The following is an 18,215-nucleotide window of genomic DNA, read 5'->3' as shown; positions in this document are numbered from 1 at the left end:
CCTCCGTCTCCCGGAGGTTAGGCCGGGGCGCAGGGCGCCGGTCAGGGCCGTTCGTCCCGATCACGTCGGGACCTGAGCCGGTCTGCCAGCGGGTCAGGCCAGCTTCTTCTGGAAGTCCCCCAGACGCGCGACGGGCCGGAAGCCCATCGCCTCGTTGACCCCGACCATGTGCCGGTTGACCTCGGCGTTGTAGGTCGTCAGCCGTGCCACGTCGGGGCGCTCGGACTGGAGCAGCCGGAGGTTGGCGACCTTGACCGCCAGCCCGAGCCGGTGGCCGCGGTGGGCGGGGTCGACGAGCGTGCCCCACTGGTAGGCGCGGCCGGGCTCGTGGATCGTGATCGCGAGGTCGGAGTAGGCCACCACGTCGCCGTCGGGCGTGAGCGCGACGGTGTTGTACTTGGTGCGCCCCTGCCGCTCGAGCAGCGCCTCCTGCTCACGGACCGCGTCGGTGCTCACCGTCTCCTGCTCGACGTCGAGGTCGCCCATCGGCGCCTCGGTGACGAGCGTCGAGGTCAGCCGGGCCCAACCTTCCAGGAGGTCGTCCGGCACGGGGCCCGACCACGACCGCAGGGCGTACGCCGTGTGGGCGCGGGCCGCCGACCCCGACAGGTCGTCGAGCACCGCGGCGGGCACGGGCAGGGCCAGCTCGCGCTGGACCTCCGAGAGGGCCAGGTCGAAGCCGACCGCCCGGGCGAACTCCGGACCGGAGGCGCCCGTGCCGGTCGACCCGGCGTCGTAGGCCCACGACGCGAGGCCGGTCAGCACGCGTCGGCCGCGGTCGGCGGCCTCGGACTCCAGCCGGGCGAGAAGCGCCGAGCCGATCCCGCGCCGCCGGGCGGCGGGCAGCACGTGAACGTCCAGCTCGGCCAGCTCGAGGTTGTCGAGCAGGGGCGTGCGCATCCAGCCCGCACCCACCGTCTCGCCGTCGAGGACGGCCGCCCAGCCGAGGCTCCGGGCGCGGGTGCCCGTGTCCTGCAGCATCGCGCGCAGCTCCTCGAGCTGCCACGCCGTCGCCGCCTCGCCGAGCTCGTGCGTGTGTGCGACGAGGTAGACGTGGTGCCAGGCGTCGACCGCCGCGTCGTCGAACGGGTCGAGCGCACGGACCTCGAGCCCCGGTGATGAGGTGCTCATCGCGCCCGGCTCACCCGGCCCTCGTCCCAGACCGGCTCCTCGGACTCGTAGACCTCCCCGTCGGCGCCGTAGACCAGGAACCGGTCGAAGCCGCGGGCGAACCACCGGTCGTGGGTCACCGCCAGCACGGTGCCCTCGAACGCCTCCAGGCCTGCCTCGAGCGCCTCGGCGGACTGCACGTCCAGGTTGTCGGTCGGCTCGTCGAGGAGCAGCAGCGTGGCGCCGGAGAGCTCGAGCAGCAGGATCTGGAAGCGGGCCTGCTGGCCACCGCTGAGCGACTCGAACCGCTGTTCGCCCGCGTGGGCGAGCTCGTAGCGGTCGAGCACGCGGCTCGCGGCCTCGCGGCCCATCCCGGTGCGCCCGTTCGGAGTGCCGTCACCGCGGTGCAGGATCTCCAGCAGCGTCCGCCCCAGCAGCTCGGGGTGCTCGTGGGTCTGCACGAACCAGCCGGGCCGCACCCGCGCGCCGAGCTTGGCGCTGCCCGTGTGCGCCACCGGCGCCGGGGGTACGCCGACGGGCTGGTGCTCGACGTCGGGGTCGCTGCCGCCGGCGGCCAGGAGCCGCAGGAAGTGCGACTTGCCGGAGCCGTTGGAGCCCAGCACGGCCACCCGCTCGCCGTACCAGACCTCGAGGTCGAAGGGCTTCATGAGGTTCGTGAGCTCGAGGTCCGTGCACACCACCGCGCGCTTGCCGGTGCGGCCGCCCTTGAGGCGCATGGTCACCTGCTGCTCGCGGGGCTGCTCGGTCGGCGGCCCGGCGTCCTCGAACTTCTTCAGCCGCGTCTGGGCTGCGCGGTACTGCGAGGACATCCCGTCGTTGTACTCGGACTTGATCTTCAGCCGCAGCACCAGCGCCTTGATCTTGGCGTGCTCCTCGTCCCAGCGCCGGCGCATCTCCTCCAGCCGCTCGAAGCGGTCGTTGCGCGCCTCGTGATAGCTCGCGAAGCCGCCCGGGTGGGTCCACACCAGGTTTCCCGCGCTGCCGAGCTCGACGCTGACGATCCGGGTCGCGGTGTTGTTGAGCAGCTCGCGGTCGTGGCTGATGAACAGGATGGTCTTGGGGGACTCGCGGATGCGGTCCTCGAGCCAGATCTTGCCGGGCACGTCGAGGTAGTTGTCCGGCTCGTCGAGCAGCAGCACCTGGTCGGGGCCGCGGAGCAGGTACTCCAGCACCAGCCGCTTCTGCTCACCACCCGACAGCGTGCTGAGCAGCCGGTGCCGGGCCCGGTCGAACGACATCCCCATCGAGGCGGTCGTGCAGACGTCCCACGTGACCTCGACGTCGTAGCCGCCGGCGTCGGCGTACTCCCCCAGCGCGGTGGCGTAGGCCATCTGCGTTGCCTCGTCGTCGGTGTCCATCAGGGCCAGCTCGGCGGCGTCGACGGCCTCGGCCGCACTGCGCACGCGTGGCGGCGCGACGCTGAGCAGCAGGTCGTGGACGGTCTCGTCGCCGCCACCGTGGCCGACGAACTGGCGCATCACACCGAGGCCGCCGGACCGGGTGACCACGCCCGCGTGGGGCGTCAGGTCGCCGGTGACGATGCGCAGCAGCGTCGTCTTCCCAGCCCCGTTGGCGCCGACCAGCGCGACCTTCTGGCCGTCGCCGACGCGGAAGCTGACGTCGTCGAGCAGCACCCGCCCGTCGGGCAGCTCGTACTTCACACCGGCAACGTCCACGTGTCCCACGCCGAGGATTCTCGCAAGCCACCCCGCCCCGCGTCGCGGGGATATCGGGACGGCGCGGTGGTGAGGGCTCAGGCGCCCGTGCGGTGGCGGATCCAGACGTTGGGCTCGACGTAGGTCGCGGTGCCGTGCTCGGCGTCGCACATCACCGGCGCCAGCGCGCCGGGCACCTCCACCGGACCTGTCGTGTCGAACGGCAGGCCCGTCCACTCGCGCCACTCCTCCACGGTGCCCGGGATGACCATCGAGCGCGGTGCGACGCGGTCGATCACGCCGCCGGCTCGCACGTGCACGCGCAGCCACGGGTCGACCGGCAGCCCGTCGTCGCGGGTGCGGAAGGCGTACGCCGCCATCGGCTCGTGGACGTCCGTCTTGCCGTTGGGGCGCACCGGGGCGAGCAGCTCCGCGAAGCCGAGCCGCCCCGCGTTGTCCCGCAGCGCAGCGAGCATGACGCCCGACAGGCCGGTGCCCTGGAGCGCGGGCTCGATGGCGATCTCCGCGGCCGTGATGGCGTTGGGCTCCTCGCCCCAGATCCGGGTGAGCAGGGCGTTGCGGAGCGCGAAGTCCCACCCGTTGTCGGGCAGGTCGCCGTCGGGCAGCTGGAACGGTGCGCTGAACGCCTTCGCGACGATCCGGCCGGTGTCGTCGAGTGCCACGAGGACGCACTCGAGGAAGTACTCCTCGAGGCACGCGTAGTAGGAGTTGCCGATCGGGTCGTGCTTCATGAACTCGGGCCAGGAGGTCTCCATGTCCCAGAAGAGGTCCCACGGCTGCGGCCGCTCGGCCAGGGTGACGATCTCGAGGTCCATGCCGACATCCTGACCGAGCAGGTCCGCCTACGCCCCTGATTTCCGTGCCGGCCCGACGCAGCACCGCCCCCGGCCGTGCGGGCCGGGGGCGGTGCTCGTGCGGTGGTGCGGTCAGCCCGAGACGATGCCCGGCAGCGCGGCGTCGAACATCTCGGTCACGGTCTCCGCAGGCAGGACGTAGCTGCGCGGCTTGGCCGCGGCGGCCAGGTCGGCGCCCCAGTCGGCGGCACGCTGGCGCTGCAGCGGGGTGCCGTGGTGGCCCGGGCTGGAGAACTGGCAGTCACCGACCGTGTAGAAGCTCAGCAGCGCGTCGGCCACCCGCTTGCGGTTGAGCGCGAGCCCCTTCTTGTGGGTCGCGTAGTACGACGCCATCGCGTCGGCCATCAGCTCGGTGCGACGAGTCGCCGCAGACGGGTCGGTCGGGCCCGAGTCGAAGGTGCCGAGCTCGTACTGGACGTGGTGGGCCGTCTCGTGGGCCATGATCACGCGCGGGCCGACGTCGCCGAGGCCGATGGCGTCGTAGGCGTCGAGGATCCCGTCACCGAAGACCAGCTTGTCGGGCAGGGCGGCGACCACCGGGTCGCTCTCGCCGTCGCCGCTGAAGGCGAACGCGTTGAGGGTCCACAGCGGGTTGTCGTAGAAGTCGCCCTGCGACTGCATGAAGGCCGCGACCGTCTCGGCCTCCTGCGTGATCTCCGCCGGGGTCATCGGGTAGAGCTCCCCGGTCTGGACCATCAGGGTCAGCGTGTCGGCGATCCGGTCCGCGTCGAGCAGGACGTCGCCGTGCATGGCCATCAGCTGGATGTCGTCGAGCTCGACGTCGCTCCAGAACTTCCTGAGGTCGCGGAAGGTGTTGGTGAGCTGGTGGGCGTGGTCGCCAAGCGCGTGGTCGGCGTCGCCGGCGGTGCCGAAGAAGAGGGCGTCGTAGGTCGGCACGGACAGCAGGGCGTCCTGGTGCTGCACCAGGAACGTGAACTGCTCGTCGGTCATCGCGTTGAACACGCCGTCGATGTAGTCGTCGAGGAGCGTCGACGTGCACTCGCTGGGAGCGACGGCGTCACGGAGCGCGGCCTTGGCCGGGATCTCGACCAGCTCGTGCCGTGACTGGGTCGTCGCGCTGCTCGGCGCGGCGGTCGCGGTCGCGACCGGGGCGAGGACGCCGAGCGGGAGCAGGGCCGTGGCGCCGAGGGCCACGGACCACCGGAGGTGTCTACTCACAGGGATCTCCTTGGTGTGCTGACGGTGGGTCCGTCCGGATCGGACGGTCTCCCAACGTAGGTCGCCGCGCAGCCGTTGGCGAGACCCTCCTCACCCCCAGGCAGGTCTTTCGCTCAGAGCCGCTCGGCCACCCGCCGCGCGGCCACCTGGAGCACCTCCCACGCGGTGGCGAAGGGCGGTGCGTAGGACAGGTCCATCCAGGCCAGGTCGTCGACCGAGCCGCCCGCCCACAGCACGGCGGCCGCGGTGTCGATGCGCTTGCCGGCACCGCGCCCGCCGACCACCTGCACGCCGAGCAGCCGCCGCGTGGTGCGGTCGGCCAGCACCCAGATCGCGACCGGGTCGGCCTCGGGCATGTAGCCACTGGCGGTGGTGCCCTCGGTGAGCAGGGCGACCGGGTCGTGCCCGGCGGCCTCGGCGTCGGCGCGCGACAGCCCGGTGCGCGCGATCTCGAGGTGCACCTCGCCGACGGAGACGCGGGTGATGGCCGTGTCGACCATCCCGTCGAAGCTCAGCGAGCCACCGGCAAGGCTGTCACCGAGCGCGCGCCCGTGCTTGGTGGCGTACGTCCCGAGCGGGCGGAAGACCCACGCCCCGTCGAGCCGGCGCCGCACCTCGCAGCAGTCGCCGGCTGCCCACACGTGCTCGGCGACGCGGCCGTGCGGGTCGGGTCGCAGCGCCCCGCCCTCGGTCAGCTCGACACCCGTGCCCTCGAGGAACTGCGTGGCCGGGCGGATCCCGACGGCGACCACCACCAGGTCGGCCTCCCGGCTGCCGCCGTCCCAGTGCACGCCGGTCACGGTGTCGCCGTCGAGGTCGAGCCCGGTCACCTCGGCCCCCAGCACGAGCTCGGCGCCCGCCTCCACCAGGGCTGCGTTGACCCGCTCGGACATCTCGTCCTCCAGCATCGACATGCCGCGCCCGCGCGTGATGACGGTGACGCCGAAGCCGTGCCGCAGGGCCGCCTCAGCGACCTCCACGCCGATGTAGCCGCCCCCGACCACGACCACGTGGGCGCCGTCGCCGACGGCCGCGAACCGCTCGCGCCAAGCGGCACCGTCGTCGAGCGTCTTCACCACCCCGACGCCGTCGTGGAGCGAGCCGTCGGCGCGCCGCGCCCAGTCGGGCACCACGGCCGGTGCACCCGAGGCCACGACCAGCTCGTCGTAGCCCAGGACCTCACCCGCGGCGGTGGTCACGGTGCGTGCGTCCACGTCGGCCGCGACGACCTCCACGCCCGTGCGGAGGTCGATCCCGGCCGCCCGGTGCTCGTCGGCGGTGCGCGCCACCAGGTCGTCGCCGCTGCCGACCTCGCCGGCCATCCAGTAGGGGATCCCGCACGCGCTGTAGGACGTGTGGGAGCCCTTGTCGAGCACCGTGATCGCGAGGTCGCGACCCGTCCGGCGAGCCGTGCGCAGCGCCTGGTGGGCTGCCGACATCCCGGCGGCGTCCGCGCCGACGACGACGACACGCGTGGGGTGCGGGCTCACTCCTCGGTCTGCTTCGCCCAGAGGTTGATCCCCGACTCCACGGCGTAGCGGTCGATCTCGGCCTGCTCGTCGTCGGTGAGCGGCGGGAACGACAGCGCGTCGAGGTTGGTGTCGAGCTGCTCGACGCTCGAGGCGCCGATCACCGCGCTGGTCACCCGCTCGTCGCGCAGCACCCACTGCAGGGCGAGCTGGGCGAGCTTCTGGCCGCGCCGCTCGGCGAGGGCGTCGAGCCCACGCACCCGCTCGAGCACCTCGTCGTCGAGGCCGGTCAGCGTCGAGTCCGCACGCGCCGCGCGCGAGTCGGTCGGCACACCGTGGAGGTAGCGGTCGGTGAGGAGCCCCTGGGCCAGGGCGCTGAAGACGATGCAGCCCATTCCCTGCTCCTCGAGCTCGTCGAGCAGCCCGTCCTCGACCCAGCGGTTGAGCATGTTGTAGGACGGCTGGTGGATCAGCAGCGGGGTGCCGAGGTCCCGGGCGATCGCGGCCGCCTCCTGCGTCTTCGTCGGGGAGTACGACGAGATGCCGGCGTAGAGCGCTCGCCCGGACCGCACCGCCGTGTCCAGCGCCATCATCGTCTCCTCGACCGGGGTGTCGGGGTCGAAGCGGTGGCTGTAGAAGATGTCGACGTAGTCGAGCCCGAGGCGCGCCAGCGACTGGTCGAGCGAGGCTAGGACGTACTTCCGCGAGCCGCCGCCCTGGCCGTAGGGACCCGGCCACATGTCCCAGCCGGCCTTGGTCGAGATCACCAGCTCGTCGCGGTAGGGCCTGAAGTCGTCCTTGAGGAAGCGGCCGAAGTTCTCCTCGGCGCGGCCGTAGGGCGGGCCGTAGTTGTTCGCGAGGTCGAAGTGGGTCACGCCGCGGTCGAAGGCACGGCGCAGGATCGCGCGCTGCGTCTCCTCCGGACGGTCGGTGCCGAAGTTCTGCCACAGGCCGAGCGAGAGCGCGGGCAGCCGGAGGCCGCTCCTCCCGGTGAAGCGGTAGTGCATGCCGCGGGCGTCGTCATACCTGTCGGAGGCTGCTTCGTAGGCCATGGGGCCATCCTGCCGTCTGCCCCCAGCGGGCGGGGGCAGTCGGGGGTGTCCCCGATGTGGACCTGAGTGAGTTCCGGGGTGAATCCCGATGGCGCCGGACGGCCAACAGCGGTGCACTGGAGTCATGACGACCTCGTTGCGCGGCACCGCGTTCAGGATCGCGCTGTCGACCGCGCGCCGGGTCCCCTACGTCCGCCGGGTGCCGGCGAGCATCCGGTTCCCGCTGCAGCGCGACGGCGTCGACCCCATCGCCCGCCTGGCGACGACGCGGGAGCGCGGTGACGTGGTGCGGTTCGCGAGCCTGCTCGGCACGCGGGTCTGGCTGGTCACGGGCTACGACGTCGCCCGGGCCGTGCTGGCCGACTCCGGGGCCTACGCCAACGACGTGCGCGGCATCATCGGCCGCCAGGACCGCACCCCGGCGGAGCGGATCGGCGGGCTGGGCATGACCGACCAGCCCGACCACGGACGACTGCGCGGTGTCCTCACGCCGTACTTCACCCGCCGCCGCCTCGCTGAGCTCCAGGACGACATCGACCGCGTGGTGGCGGCCGCCCTCGACGACATGGAGGCGCACGGTCCCGAGGTCGACCTGGTCGAACGGTTCGGCTTCCAGGTCCCCTTCGGTGTCATCTGCGACCTGCTCGGGATGCCCGCCGTGGACCGGCGGACGTTCCGCGCGCAGGGTGCCGCACGGTTCGACCTGCGCGACGCCGGGGCGGGCATCTTCGACACCGCCGCCGGCACGCGCCGGTTCCTCATCGACCTGGTCGCTGACGAGCGCCGCCACCCGCACCTGCCGGACGGGCTCGTCTCCCGGATGGTCGCCGACCACGGCGCCGACTTCGACGACGTCGAGCTCGGTGGTCTGGCCGACGGTGTCTTCCTCGGCGGCTACGAGACCAGCGCGAGCATGCTGTCGCTCGGCACGTGGGTCCTGCTCCAGCACCCGGAGTCCTGGGCGACGCTGCAGCGCGGCGAGCCCGCGGAGGTCGACCGCGTCGTCGAGGAGCTGCTGCGCTTCGTGTGTCCGGTGCAGATGGCGTTCCCACGGATCGCGCGCCACGCGGTCACGATCGGCGGGCAGGCGGTCCAGCCCGGCGACATCGTCCTCATCTCGCTGACCGGCGCCGAGCGCGACCCCGCCCACCGCGTCGACCCCGAGCAGTTCGACCCCACCGCCGCCGCGGCCGGCACCCTCGCGTTCGGCCACGGCCTGCACCGCTGCGTGGGCGCCGAGCTGGCCCGGATGGAGCTGCGCACCGCGCTGGTCGCCCTGGCCCGCCGTTTCCCCGACCTGTCGCTGGCGTGCGACCCCGCCGACCTGCGCTTCACCGAGCTCGCCATCGTGCACGGCGTGGAGCGGCTGCCCGTACGCCTCGGGTGACCGCGCGCCGAAATCCGTTGCTCCACACGGCCGGACCCGCTGGAATCTGCGGCATGGAGAGGTGGCGGGAGCCGGCGTTCGTGGCCGAGGCGCAGACGTGGATCGACGAGCAGCTCGCGGCGCTCGGCCTGACGCGGACCGGGGAGGTCGAGCAGCCGCACGTCACCGCCTGGTCGACGGTGATGCGGGTGCCCACCGACAGCAGTGCGGTGTGGTTCAAGGCCAACGAGGAGGCGATGGCCCACGAGGCCGTGGTCCTCGAGCTGGTCGCCGGCCGGTCGGACGGCCGGGTCCCGCCACCCCTCGCCCACGACCCCCGCACCGGCTGGATGCTGCTCGCGGACGCCGGGCCCCGCCTGCGCGACGTCATCGCCGACGAGCGCAGCCTGGAGCGGTGGCACGACGTCCTCGCGGCCTACGCCCGTGTCCAGATCGCCTGCGAGGACGACGTCGACGCCCTCCTGGCCCTCGGCCTGCCCGACTGCCGTCTGCACACGCTCCCCGGCTCGTACGCCGCCCTCCTGGTGGGACTGACCGACGCCGACCCGCGGCTGCCCGGACCGGAGGAGGTCCGGGACCTGTGCGACCGGCTGGGCGCCTTCGGGATCCGCGAGACCGTGCAGCACGACGACCTCCACGACGGCCAGGTCTTCCTCGGCACCGGCGTGCACCAGGTGCTCGACTGGGGCGACGCCTGCGTCTCGCACCCGTTCTTCACCCTCGCCGTCACCCTCGAGGGCGTGATCTCGTGGGGCGTCGACGACGAGGAGGACTCCGAGGACCTCGAGCCCCACCTGACGGCGTACCTGAGCCCGTACGCCGACCACTACGGCCGCGATCTCGACGAGCTCCGCGAGGTGGCCCGGCTCGCGATGCGGCTGGGGTGGGTCTGCCGGGCGGTCAACGGTCACCTGCCCCAGGACCCGGGCAGCACCCACACGCGGCTGAAGATGTTCCTGGACGGCAAGCCCTAGGCGGGGCGGCGCGTCTCCAGCACCCGGAAGCCCTTGCTGCTGGCGAGCCGCTCGGTGGGCCAGCCCTGCTCGGTCAGCCAGCGCTGGAGCGAGTCTCCACCGAGGTTCTTCCCGACGACCATCACCATCCGGCCGCCGGGCGCGAGCCGCGGCAGCCACGTCAGCAACAGCTCGTGGAGCGCCTCCTTGCCGATGCGGATCGGCGGGTTGGACCAGATCTCGTCGAAGACCTGGTTGCCGGGCACCTGCTCGGGCAGGCACGCCACGAAGCGCGAGTCGAGCCCGAGGGCGCGGGCGTTGTCGTTGGCGAGCAGGAGCGCGCGCTCGTTGACGTCGACGGCGGTGACGTTGGCCAGCGGCACCGCCCTCGCGATCGCCAGCCCGATGACGCCGTAGCCGCAGCCGAGGTCGAGGAACTGGCCCTGCGGCGGCGGCGGGAGCTCCTTGAACAGCACGGCGGTGGCGTGGTCGAGGTGGCCGCGGCTGAACACGCCCGACCCGGTCTCGATCGTCAGCTCGTGGCCCCACAGCCCGGCGGTGAAGCTCTCCCGCTCGAAGGGCACGCCGGGGTCGGCGGAGAAGTAGTGCTCAGGCATCGATCGCCTCTCGTCGGGCTCGGGCTCGGTCGGCCTGGGCGGCCAGCTCAGCGTCGTCGGGGTAGCCGACCTCCTCGAGGGTGAGGCCGTGGGCGTGCACCACGCGTACGCCGGCATCGCGGCGCCGACCGGCCATCACCTCGGCCGGCCAACCGACGGGCTTGCGGCCCTCGCCGACGGCGATGAGGCTGCCGACCAGTGCCCGGACCATGTTGTGGCAGAACGCGTCGGCGCGGACGTCGCCGACGACGAGGCCGGCGTCGTCGCGGCGCCACACCAGGTCGAGCAGGGTGCGCACCGTGGTGGCGCCCTCGCGCTGCTTGCAGAAGGCGGCGAAGTCCTGGAGGCCGACCAGCGGCGCGGAGGCCTGGTTCATCGCCTCGACGTCGAGGTGGCGTGGCCAGGTCAGCACGAAGCCGCGCACGAGCGGGTCGGCGAGCGACTGCGCGTCGGCGATGCGGTAGGCGTACCGGCGCCAGGTCGCGGAGAAGCGGGCGTCGAAGCCGGCCGGCGCCTCGCTGACCCGGCGCACGCGCAGGTCGGGCGGCAGGATCCCGTCGACCCGGCGGGCCAGGGCGTCGAGCGGCGGGTCGCTGGAGCGCCCGGCCGAGGCGACCACCACGTCGTGGTCCACGTCGAGGTGCGTGACCTGGCCCCGTGCGTGGACGCCGGCGTCCGTACGGCCCGCCACGGTGACCCGCACGTCCGACACGCGGAGCGCGGTGGCGAGGGCGGTCTCGAGGGTGCCCTGGACCGTACGCAGCCCGGGCTGGGCGGCCCAGCCGGAGAAGTCGGCGCCGTCGTAGGCACAGTCGATCCGCAGGCGCACGCCCCGATCCTAGGCGGCCCGCCGGACCTGCTTCGGACGACGGGTGTCCGGCGACGGATCCATTACCTAGGCTGGCCCCGCCATGAACCCGTCCCGCCTGCTCAGCCGCGCCCTCGCCGTCCTCACCGCGGCGGCGACCGTGCTCGCGCTCCCCGCCACCACGGAAACCGCACAGGCCGCACCCGCCACCTGCACGACGACGTACTCGACACCGGGGATGCGAGCGGTCCCACCCGTCTACGCACCCGCGGGCTACTCGGTCGACTTCGTGGACATCGAGGTCCCGGACCAGCGGGTGGTCCTGGACGTCGACTACGGGTTCGAGGTGTCCGTCAGCCCCGATGCCGCCGGCCTGGCCTTCTCCCTCGACAACCCGCAGTCGGCGAACAACGCCCCGCGGTCGACCGCGGAGGGCGCCACAGGACCGATCGCCGGAGTCTTCGTCATCGATGACGAAGCGTCCTCCCCGTTCGCCGCGGTGAGCCCGCCCTCCGGCCGCTACCGGCCGCGACGCGCCGCCGCCGAGCTCGACGGAGGGGTCGCGGCCGGACGCTGGCGCTTCTTCGTCACCAACACCTCCGAGCACACGGGGTCGTGGGGCAACGTGACGCTGACGCTGACGCTCGACTGCGACGCCGACAAGGACGGCGTCGCCGACGCCGGCGACAACTGCCTCACCTCTGCCAATCCCGACCAGGCCAACATGGACGGCGACTCGGTGGGCGACGCCTGCGACCTCGACACCGACGGCGACGCGCTCGCCGACACCGTCGACGGCTGCCCCGGCACTGCGGCGGCCACCACCAGCGGCTGCCCGTCCGTGGGGCGCAAGGCCGCCCTCCACTTCCGCAAGAAGAAGCGGAGGCTCACGTTCGTCGTGCGCTCCGACGCGCCCGGCTGCCGGGCCGGCGCGGAGGCCTCGCTGTGGCGGGTGAAGCGGGGGAAGGACACCAGGCTCCTCGTCGCCGAGACCGACGCGTCGGGGCGCTACCGCGCGAAGGCGCCACGTCGGGCCGGGCGCTACTACCTCAGGATCGCGAGCTCGTACGCCGCCGGCCAGGCCGAGTGCGGTGCGGCGCGGTCGAACACGGAGCGGGTGCGATGACCCGGCGGCTGGTGCGAGCCCTGGTCCTGCTCCTCCTGGCACCGACCGCGTCGATCGCGCTCACCGGCTCCTCCGAGGCGGCCCCCCAGCCGTGCACGGTGACCTACTCCCGGACCGGCGGCCCCATCCGGGTCGGCCCGGACGCCGGCAAGGACCACTCGTGGAACCCGTTCACGATCGAGGTCGCCGACAGCCGTCAGGTCGTCGACCTCGACATCAGCTACACGATCGACTTCGCTGCCGCGCAGGACCTCAGCGTGCACCTGCTGGGCCCGAAGTCCGGGGGCGCGCTCGTCCCCTCGGTGCAGACGCTCAACCGGGGCATGGCCACCGGCGGCGCCCTGACCGGCACCTACACCTTCGACGACGAGGCAGGCACCCGCAAGGTGTCGGGCGCCACGAACGGGCCCGGGACCTACTTCCCCGCGACGCCTGCGAGCGGTCTCGAGGACTTCCCGGCCGTCGGGTCCTGGAGCCTCTGGGTCCTCAACTACTCGAGCACGGTTGGCGGCACGCTGAGCAGCTTCTCCCTCACCCTCACCTACGCCACCTGCGACACCGACGGCGACGGCGTCGAGGACAAGGTGGACAACTGCGTGACCACCCCCAACGCCGACCAGTCCAACCGTGACGACGACGCGCTCGGCGACGCGTGCGACCTCGACTCCGACGGCGACGGCCTGGCCGAGGCGGCGGACGGGTGCCCGACGGTCGCCTCGAGCACCCCCACCGGTTGCCCCACCGCCCCGCGCACGGCGAAGCTGCGCTGGCTGGACGGCAGGAAGCGGCTGCAAGCCACCGTCTCCTCCCCCGTGGCGGCGTGCGAGGCGGGCGCCCGGATCACGCTGTGGAAGGTCCGCGTCCACCGCGACACCAAGCTCCTGGCCGTGGATGCGTCGGTGGCGGGCCGCTACCGCTTCAAGGTCCCCCGCGGTGCGCGCTACCGCGTCACGGTGTCGTCCTCCTACAGCCCGGGGCAGGCCGAGTGCGGCAAGGCCGTCTCGCGGAAGGTCCGGGTCCCGCGGCACTGACCTTGTTCAACCGATGGGTTGACAACAGAGGCGCGGCGCGCCTACCTTTTATTCAACCGATCAGTTGAGGAAGGTGCCCGTGACCGACCAGCTCTCCCGCGTCTTCGCCGCGCTCGCCGATCCCACCCGACGCGACATGGTGGCCCGGCTGACGGAGGCCGACCACACGGTCAACGACCTCGCAGCGCCCTACGACGTCAGCCTCCAGGCCGTCTCCAAGCACCTCAAGGTGCTCGAGGAGGCGGGTCTGGTGACCCGGACCAAGGAGGCCCAGCGCCGGCCGGTGCACCTGGAAGCCGAGGTGTTCGACCTGATGACCCGATGGATCGAGCGCTACCGCCGACAGGCCGAGGCGCGCTACACCGCCCTCGACGCCGTGCTCGCACGGATGCAGGACGCCGACGACCCGAGCACTGCCCACCCGCAGGAAGGAACCGCATCATGACCACCGCGCAGTCCACCGACACCACGACCCGCTACCCCGAGGCCGCCATCGAGGCCGACGAGACGATCCCCGCGATCCACATCTGGCGCGACTTCGCCGCCACCCCGGCCCAGCTGTTCCGGGCGCACACCGATCCCGAGGTCTTCTCCCAGTGGATCGGGCCGGCCGACATCGGCGCCGACATCACGCACTGGGACGCCCGCGACGGCGGCAGCTGGAGCTACTCGGCGCGCGGCAGCGACGGCCGCGAGGAGTTCGTGACGTCCTTCCGCGGCTGCTTCCACACCGTGCGCGAGGACCGCATCGTGCAGACCTTCACGTGGGAGGGCATGCCCGACGGCGTCGCCCTCGAGACGATGACCTTCGAGGACCTCGGCGACGGCCGCACCCGGCTGCACGCCGTCAGCCTCTGCGACTCCTTCGAGGACCGCGACGCCTGGCTGCGCAGCGGCATGGAGGTCGGCGTCAACGAGGGCTACGCCGCCCTCGACCGGCTCCTCACCGGGGGCACGCTCTGATGGCCCTCCCGGAGGCCCCGGCCGACCGGCACGCAGTGGTGGCCGGGGACTTCGGCCGGCTGGTCGCGCAGACACCCGACTGGTCGGCGCCCGCCCCCGTCGCGGGGTGGACCGCACGCGACGTCGTCGAGCACCTCGTCGGGTGGTTCCCCGGCTTCCTGGCCGCAGGCGGCATCGAGCTGCCGTCCGGACCGCCCGCCGCCGAGGACCCGATCGGCGCGTGGCAGCACCAGGCCGACGCCGTGCAGGCGCTCGTCGAGGAGCGCGGCGACGAGTCGTTCACCCATCCCTACGCCGGGACGCACCGCCTGGCCGACGCCGTCGACCAGTTCTACACCGCCGACGTCTTCATGCACTCGTGGGACCTCGCCCGTGCCGGCGGCCAGGACCCCGGCCTCGACGAGGACCAGGCCGCGCGGATGCTCGCCGGGATGCAGCCCATCGAGGCGATGCTCCGCGACTCCGGCCAGTACGGCCCCGCGGTCCCGGTGCCCGACGACGCACCCGTCGTCGACCGCCTGATGGGCTTCATCGGTCGCGACCCCGCTTGGCGTGCCGACCTCGGAGGCACACGATGAGCACCGTGGTGATGCACAACGTGGTCTCGGTGGACGGGTTCATCGCGGACCCGCACGACGACCCGGGGCCGCTCTTCGACTGGTACTTCAACGGCGACCACCCCCTCTCCGCCCAGGACATGGCCGACCCGGAGCCCGGTGGCCTGCGGGTGTCGCGAACGTCCTACGACTACGTCCGGCCGATGTGGGACGAGATCGGCTGCACGGTGATCGGTCGGCACCTCTTCGACATCACCAACGGGTGGGAGGGCAGGCCGCCCGCGGGCGACCACGTGGTGGTCGTCTCCCACCGTCCGAGGCCCGAGGGGTGGCACCCGGAGGCGTCGTACCACTTCGTCGACGACCTGACGGCCGCGGTCGCCACCGCGCGGGAGCTCGCCGGCGACGGGGTGGTGGCCGTGGCGGCGGGCGACGTCGGCGGACAGGCCCTCGCCCTGGGGCTCGTCGACGAGGTGGCCATGGACGTCGCGCCGGTCGTGCTCGGCACCGGCAAGCCCTTCTTCGGGGCCAACAAGGCCCAGCACCTCCTCGACGACCCCCACGTCGTGATCCAGGGCGACCGCGTCCTCCACCTGCGCTTCAAGGTCTGCCGCTGAGCCGACCTGCCACCTGACAGGCGCCGCCTTCCTCGTAGTGTCGACGGCATGCAGTACGTCGTCTACGGCGCGGGCGCCGTCGGAGGAGTCGTCGGCGGCACGCTCGCCCGCGCCGGCCATCCCGTCACGCTGGTCGCCCGTGGTGCCCACCTCGCCGCGATCAGGGACCGCGGGCTCGTCCTCGACGCCGGCGACGGCCGGAACACCGTCGAGGCAGCGGCGACCGACACCGCCGCCGAGGTCGACTGGACCGGCGACATCGTCGTGGTGCTGGCCGTGAAGTCGCACCAGGCGGCCGTCGCGCTCGACGACCTACGCCGGCACGCGCCCGCCGAGACCCCGGTCGTGTGCGCCACCAACGGCATCGCCACTGAGGTGGCCGCGCTCCGCCTCTTCGCCCGCACGTACGCCGTGTGCGTGATGCTGCCGGCCTCGCACCTCGAGCCCGGCGTCGTCGTGGCCGCGTGCCACCCCACCCCGGCCATCCTCGACATCGGGCGCATCCCCGGAGGCACCGACGCCACCACCGCGGCGGTCCGCGCCGACCTGCTCGCCGCCGGCATCGCATGCGAGGAGCGCGACGACATCCTCGCGTGGAAGCGGCGCAAGCTGCTGACGAACCTCGGCAACGGGGTCGACGCCTCGTTCGCCCAGGGTGCCGCGGCCGACGAGCTCGCCGAGCGGGCACTGGCCGAGGGCGAGGCGGTGCTCGCGGCTGCCGGGCTCGCGGTCGTCAGCGCCGAGGACGACACCGCCCGGCGCGGCTCGATCCTCCAGCGACGGCCCGACCTCGAGCGCGGCGGCGGCTCGACCTGGCAGAGCCTCGCGCGCGGCACCGGCGACTCGGAGATCGACTACCTGAGCGGCGAGGTCGTGCTGCAGGGCCGCCTCGCCGGCGTACGCACCCCGGTGAACGACGCCGTCGTGGCGGCGACCCGGCGTCTCGCCGCCGCCGGCGGGGCTCCACGCAGCCTGGACGCCGCCGAGGTGCTGGCGATCCTGTGACGCACGAAGGCCCGTCACCCCATGGGGTGACGGGCCTCGTGATGATGCGTGGATCAGGCCTTCGAGTCGTCCTCGGCAGCCTCGGCGGCAGCCTCGTGCGCCTCGGCGGCAGCCTCGTGCGCCTCAGCGGCAGCCTCGTGCGCCTCGGCCGCGGCCTCGTGCTCCTCAGCGGCAGCCTCGTGCTCGGCGGCAGCGTCGGTGGTGGCGCTGTCCTCGACGGGCTCGTCGGCCGGCGTGGAGTCGGCAACCGGAGCGGCAGCAGCCTCGGTCTTCTTGGTCGACGGCGCCTTCGGGCTGTAGGCCTCGGTCACCAGCTCGATGACCGCCATGGGGGCGTTGTCGCCCTTGCGGGGGCCGATCTTGGTGATGCGCGTGTAGCCGCCGGGACGCTCGGAGAAGGTCGGAGCGATCTCGGTGAACAGCGTGTGCACGACCGACTTGTCGCGGACGGTCTTGAGGACCTCACGACGGTTGTGCAGGTCGCCACGCTTGGCCTTGGTGATCAGCTTCTCCGCGACCGGGCGCAGCAGGCGCGCACGGGTCTCGGTGGTGGTGATCCGGCCGTGCTCGAACAGGGCGGTCGCCAGGTTCGAGAGCATCAGGCGCTGGTGGGCCGGGCTTCCGCCGAGGCGGGGGCCCTTCTTGGGCTTGGGCATGTGGTGCCTTCTTTCTCTCGGGCCGTGTCAGGTACCCGGGTAGACGACCGGCAGGGAGCCGGTCGGTTTCGTGACGTCCGGCCCGGAGGCCGGAGGAGATCAGAGCTGCTCGTCCTCGATGAACGCATCGTCGTCGTCGTCGCCGTAGGCGGCGAGGGCGGCGTGCGGGTCGAAGCCGGGAGCGCTGTCCTTGAGCGAGAGACCCATCTCGACGAGCTTGGCCTTCACCTCGTCGATGGACTTCGCACCGAAGTTGCGGATGTCGAGCAGGTCCTGCTCCGAGCGCGAGATGAGCTCGCCCACGGTGTGGATGCCCTCGCGCTTGAGGCAGTTGTAGCTGCGGACCGTGAGCTGCAGGTCCTCGACCGGGAGGGCCAGGTCGGCGGCGAGCTGCTCGTCGACGGGCGACGGGCCGATGTCGATGCCCTCGGCCTCGACGTTGAGCTCACGGGCCAGGCCGAAGAGCTCGACGAGCGTCTTGCCGGCGGAGGCGATCGCGTCGCGGGGACGGATCGACGGCTTGGTCTCGACGTCGATGACGAGCTTGTCGAAGTCTGTGCGCTGCTCGACACGGGTGGCCTCGACCTTGTAGGTCACCTTCAGCACGGGGCTGTAGATCGAGTCGACCGGCATGCGGCCGATCTCGTTGTCGGCACCCTTGTTCTGGACCGCGGACACGTAGCCGCGGCCACGCTCGACCACGAGCTCCATCTCCAGCTTGCCCTTGTCGGACAGCGTGGCGATCTTGAGCTCGGGGTTGTGCACCTCGACACCGGCGGGCGGGGTGATGTCCGCGGCGGTGACGTCACCGGCACCGGACTTGCGGAGGTACATCACCACCGGCTCGTCGTGCTCCGAGGAGACGACGATGCCCTTGAGGTTGAGGATGATCTCGGTCATGTCCTCGGTGACGCCCTCGATGGTCGAGAACTCGTGCAGGACGGAGTCGACCTTGATGCTGGTGACGGAGGCACCGGGGATCGAGCTGAGCAGCGTACGGCGAAGCGAGTTGCCGAGCGTGTAGCCGAAGCCGGGCTCCAGGGGCTCGATGACGAACCGCGAGCGGAACTCGTCGACGGTCTCTTCCGTGAGGGTAGGGCGCTGAGCGATGAGCACGGAGTTTTTCCTTTCCGG

The 18,215-nt window shown here is 72.5% G+C and carries 19 protein-coding genes; 9 read left to right on the top strand and 10 right to left on the bottom strand.

All coding sequences use genetic code 11. The features are described 5' to 3' along the window. Positions 1 to 93: 93 nt before the first annotated feature. The 6 genes from ASC64_RS05985 to mgrA all read right to left on the bottom strand — a co-directional run bounded on the left by ASC64_RS05985 (position 94) and on the right by mgrA (position 7,361). Positions 94 to 1,131 carry a GNAT family N-acetyltransferase gene (locus ASC64_RS05985; protein WP_056906635.1) on the bottom strand — a complete coding sequence of 346 codons (1,038 nt, stop codon included), beginning with the start codon at positions 1,129 to 1,131 and terminating at the stop codon, positions 94 to 96. Further along, positions 1,128 to 2,816, bottom strand: a complete 1,689-nt coding sequence (locus ASC64_RS05980) for an ABC-F family ATP-binding cassette domain-containing protein (protein WP_056906634.1) — start codon at positions 2,814 to 2,816, stop codon at positions 1,128 to 1,130. The genes ASC64_RS05985 and ASC64_RS05980 overlap by 4 nt, the downstream gene beginning before the upstream one ends. Positions 2,817 to 2,884: 68 nt before the next feature. Continuing rightward, complete coding sequence (locus tag ASC64_RS05975; protein WP_056906633.1) at positions 2,885 to 3,622, bottom strand: hypothetical protein; 738 nt, start codon at positions 3,620 to 3,622, stop codon at positions 2,885 to 2,887. 111 nt (positions 3,623 to 3,733) lie between these two features. Next, positions 3,734 to 4,840, bottom strand: coding sequence for a hypothetical protein (locus ASC64_RS05970; protein ID WP_156385050.1), 1,107 nt, complete (start codon positions 4,838 to 4,840; stop codon positions 3,734 to 3,736). 113 nt (positions 4,841 to 4,953) lie between these two features. Then, positions 4,954 to 6,330, bottom strand: coding sequence for an FAD-dependent oxidoreductase (locus ASC64_RS05965; protein WP_056906631.1), 1,377 nt, complete (start codon positions 6,328 to 6,330; stop codon positions 4,954 to 4,956). Next, positions 6,327 to 7,361: an L-glyceraldehyde 3-phosphate reductase gene (gene mgrA / locus ASC64_RS05960; protein ID WP_056906630.1), complete on the bottom strand. Its 1,035-nt coding sequence runs from the start codon at positions 7,359 to 7,361 to the stop codon at positions 6,327 to 6,329. The genes ASC64_RS05965 and mgrA overlap by 4 nt, the downstream gene beginning before the upstream one ends. 124 nt (positions 7,362 to 7,485) lie before the next feature. Between mgrA and ASC64_RS05955 the strand changes: the two genes are divergently transcribed. Both ASC64_RS05955 and ASC64_RS05950 read left to right on the top strand, forming a co-directional pair. Next, on the top strand, positions 7,486 to 8,748 hold the full coding sequence (locus ASC64_RS05955) for a cytochrome P450 (RefSeq protein ID WP_056906629.1): 1,263 nt from the start codon (positions 7,486 to 7,488) through the stop codon (positions 8,746 to 8,748). A gap of 53 nt (positions 8,749 to 8,801) precedes the next feature. After that, a complete protein-coding gene (locus ASC64_RS05950; protein ID WP_056906628.1) occupies positions 8,802 to 9,722 on the top strand; it encodes a phosphotransferase in 921 nt (306 codons plus the stop codon). On the opposite strand, the gene ASC64_RS05945 is transcribed toward ASC64_RS05950, so the two are convergent. Both ASC64_RS05945 and truA read right to left on the bottom strand, forming a co-directional pair. After that, complete coding sequence (locus tag ASC64_RS05945) at positions 9,719 to 10,318, bottom strand: class I SAM-dependent methyltransferase (RefSeq protein ID WP_056906627.1); 600 nt, start codon at positions 10,316 to 10,318, stop codon at positions 9,719 to 9,721. The genes ASC64_RS05950 and ASC64_RS05945 overlap by 4 nt on opposite strands. Beyond that, the gene (truA, locus tag ASC64_RS05940; RefSeq protein ID WP_056906626.1) at positions 10,311 to 11,147 is read right to left on the bottom strand and encodes a tRNA pseudouridine(38-40) synthase TruA; all 837 of its coding nucleotides are present in this window, start codon (positions 11,145 to 11,147) and stop codon (positions 10,311 to 10,313) included. Before truA ends, ASC64_RS05945 begins: the two co-directional genes overlap by 8 nt. An 82-nt stretch (positions 11,148 to 11,229) precedes the next feature. Here truA and ASC64_RS22970 point away from each other — a divergent pair, with 82 nt between their 5' ends. From ASC64_RS22970 to ASC64_RS05905, 7 genes are all read left to right on the top strand, one after another. Then, a complete protein-coding gene (locus ASC64_RS22970; RefSeq protein WP_056906625.1) occupies positions 11,230 to 12,252 on the top strand; it encodes a thrombospondin type 3 repeat-containing protein in 1,023 nt (340 codons plus the stop codon). Next, positions 12,249 to 13,283, top strand: coding sequence for a thrombospondin type 3 repeat-containing protein (locus tag ASC64_RS05930; RefSeq protein WP_156385048.1), 1,035 nt, complete (start codon positions 12,249 to 12,251; stop codon positions 13,281 to 13,283). Before ASC64_RS22970 ends, ASC64_RS05930 begins: the two co-directional genes overlap by 4 nt. A 79-nt stretch (positions 13,284 to 13,362) precedes the next feature. Continuing rightward, positions 13,363 to 13,728 (top strand): ArsR/SmtB family transcription factor, encoded by a 366-nt coding sequence (locus tag ASC64_RS05925; RefSeq protein ID WP_056906623.1) that lies wholly within the window; start codon positions 13,363 to 13,365, stop codon positions 13,726 to 13,728. After that, a complete protein-coding gene (locus tag ASC64_RS05920; protein ID WP_056906622.1) occupies positions 13,725 to 14,246 on the top strand; it encodes an SRPBCC domain-containing protein in 522 nt (173 codons plus the stop codon). The genes ASC64_RS05925 and ASC64_RS05920 overlap by 4 nt, the downstream gene beginning before the upstream one ends. Next, positions 14,246 to 14,824 (top strand): TIGR03086 family metal-binding protein, encoded by a 579-nt coding sequence (locus ASC64_RS05915; protein WP_056906621.1) that lies wholly within the window; start codon positions 14,246 to 14,248, stop codon positions 14,822 to 14,824. The genes ASC64_RS05920 and ASC64_RS05915 overlap by 1 nt, the downstream gene beginning before the upstream one ends. After that, complete coding sequence (locus ASC64_RS05910) at positions 14,821 to 15,420, top strand: dihydrofolate reductase family protein (protein ID WP_056906620.1); 600 nt, start codon at positions 14,821 to 14,823, stop codon at positions 15,418 to 15,420. Before ASC64_RS05915 ends, ASC64_RS05910 begins: the two co-directional genes overlap by 4 nt. Positions 15,421 to 15,468: 48 nt before the next feature. Further along, positions 15,469 to 16,425 carry a ketopantoate reductase family protein gene (locus ASC64_RS05905; protein ID WP_056906619.1) on the top strand — a complete coding sequence of 319 codons (957 nt, stop codon included), beginning with the start codon at positions 15,469 to 15,471 and terminating at the stop codon, positions 16,423 to 16,425. Positions 16,426 to 16,478: 53 nt separating this feature from the next. Here ASC64_RS05905 and rplQ read toward each other — a convergent pair whose 3' ends face one another. Both rplQ and ASC64_RS05895 read right to left on the bottom strand, forming a co-directional pair. Then, positions 16,479 to 17,081, bottom strand: a complete 603-nt coding sequence (rplQ, locus tag ASC64_RS05900) for a 50S ribosomal protein L17 (protein ID WP_056906618.1) — start codon at positions 17,079 to 17,081, stop codon at positions 16,479 to 16,481. Positions 17,082 to 17,180: 99 nt separating this feature from the next. Beyond that, positions 17,181 to 18,197 (bottom strand): DNA-directed RNA polymerase subunit alpha, encoded by a 1,017-nt coding sequence (locus ASC64_RS05895; protein WP_056599781.1) that lies wholly within the window; start codon positions 18,195 to 18,197, stop codon positions 17,181 to 17,183. Positions 18,198 to 18,215 lie beyond the last annotated feature (18 nt).

Origin of the sequence: Nocardioides sp. Root122, assembly GCF_001425025.1 — a bacterium.
Classification (GTDB): Bacteria; Actinomycetota; Actinomycetes; order Propionibacteriales; family Nocardioidaceae; genus Nocardioides.
Note: the sequence above shows the minus strand (reverse complement) of the source record. Positions and strands in the feature narration are given on the sequence as shown.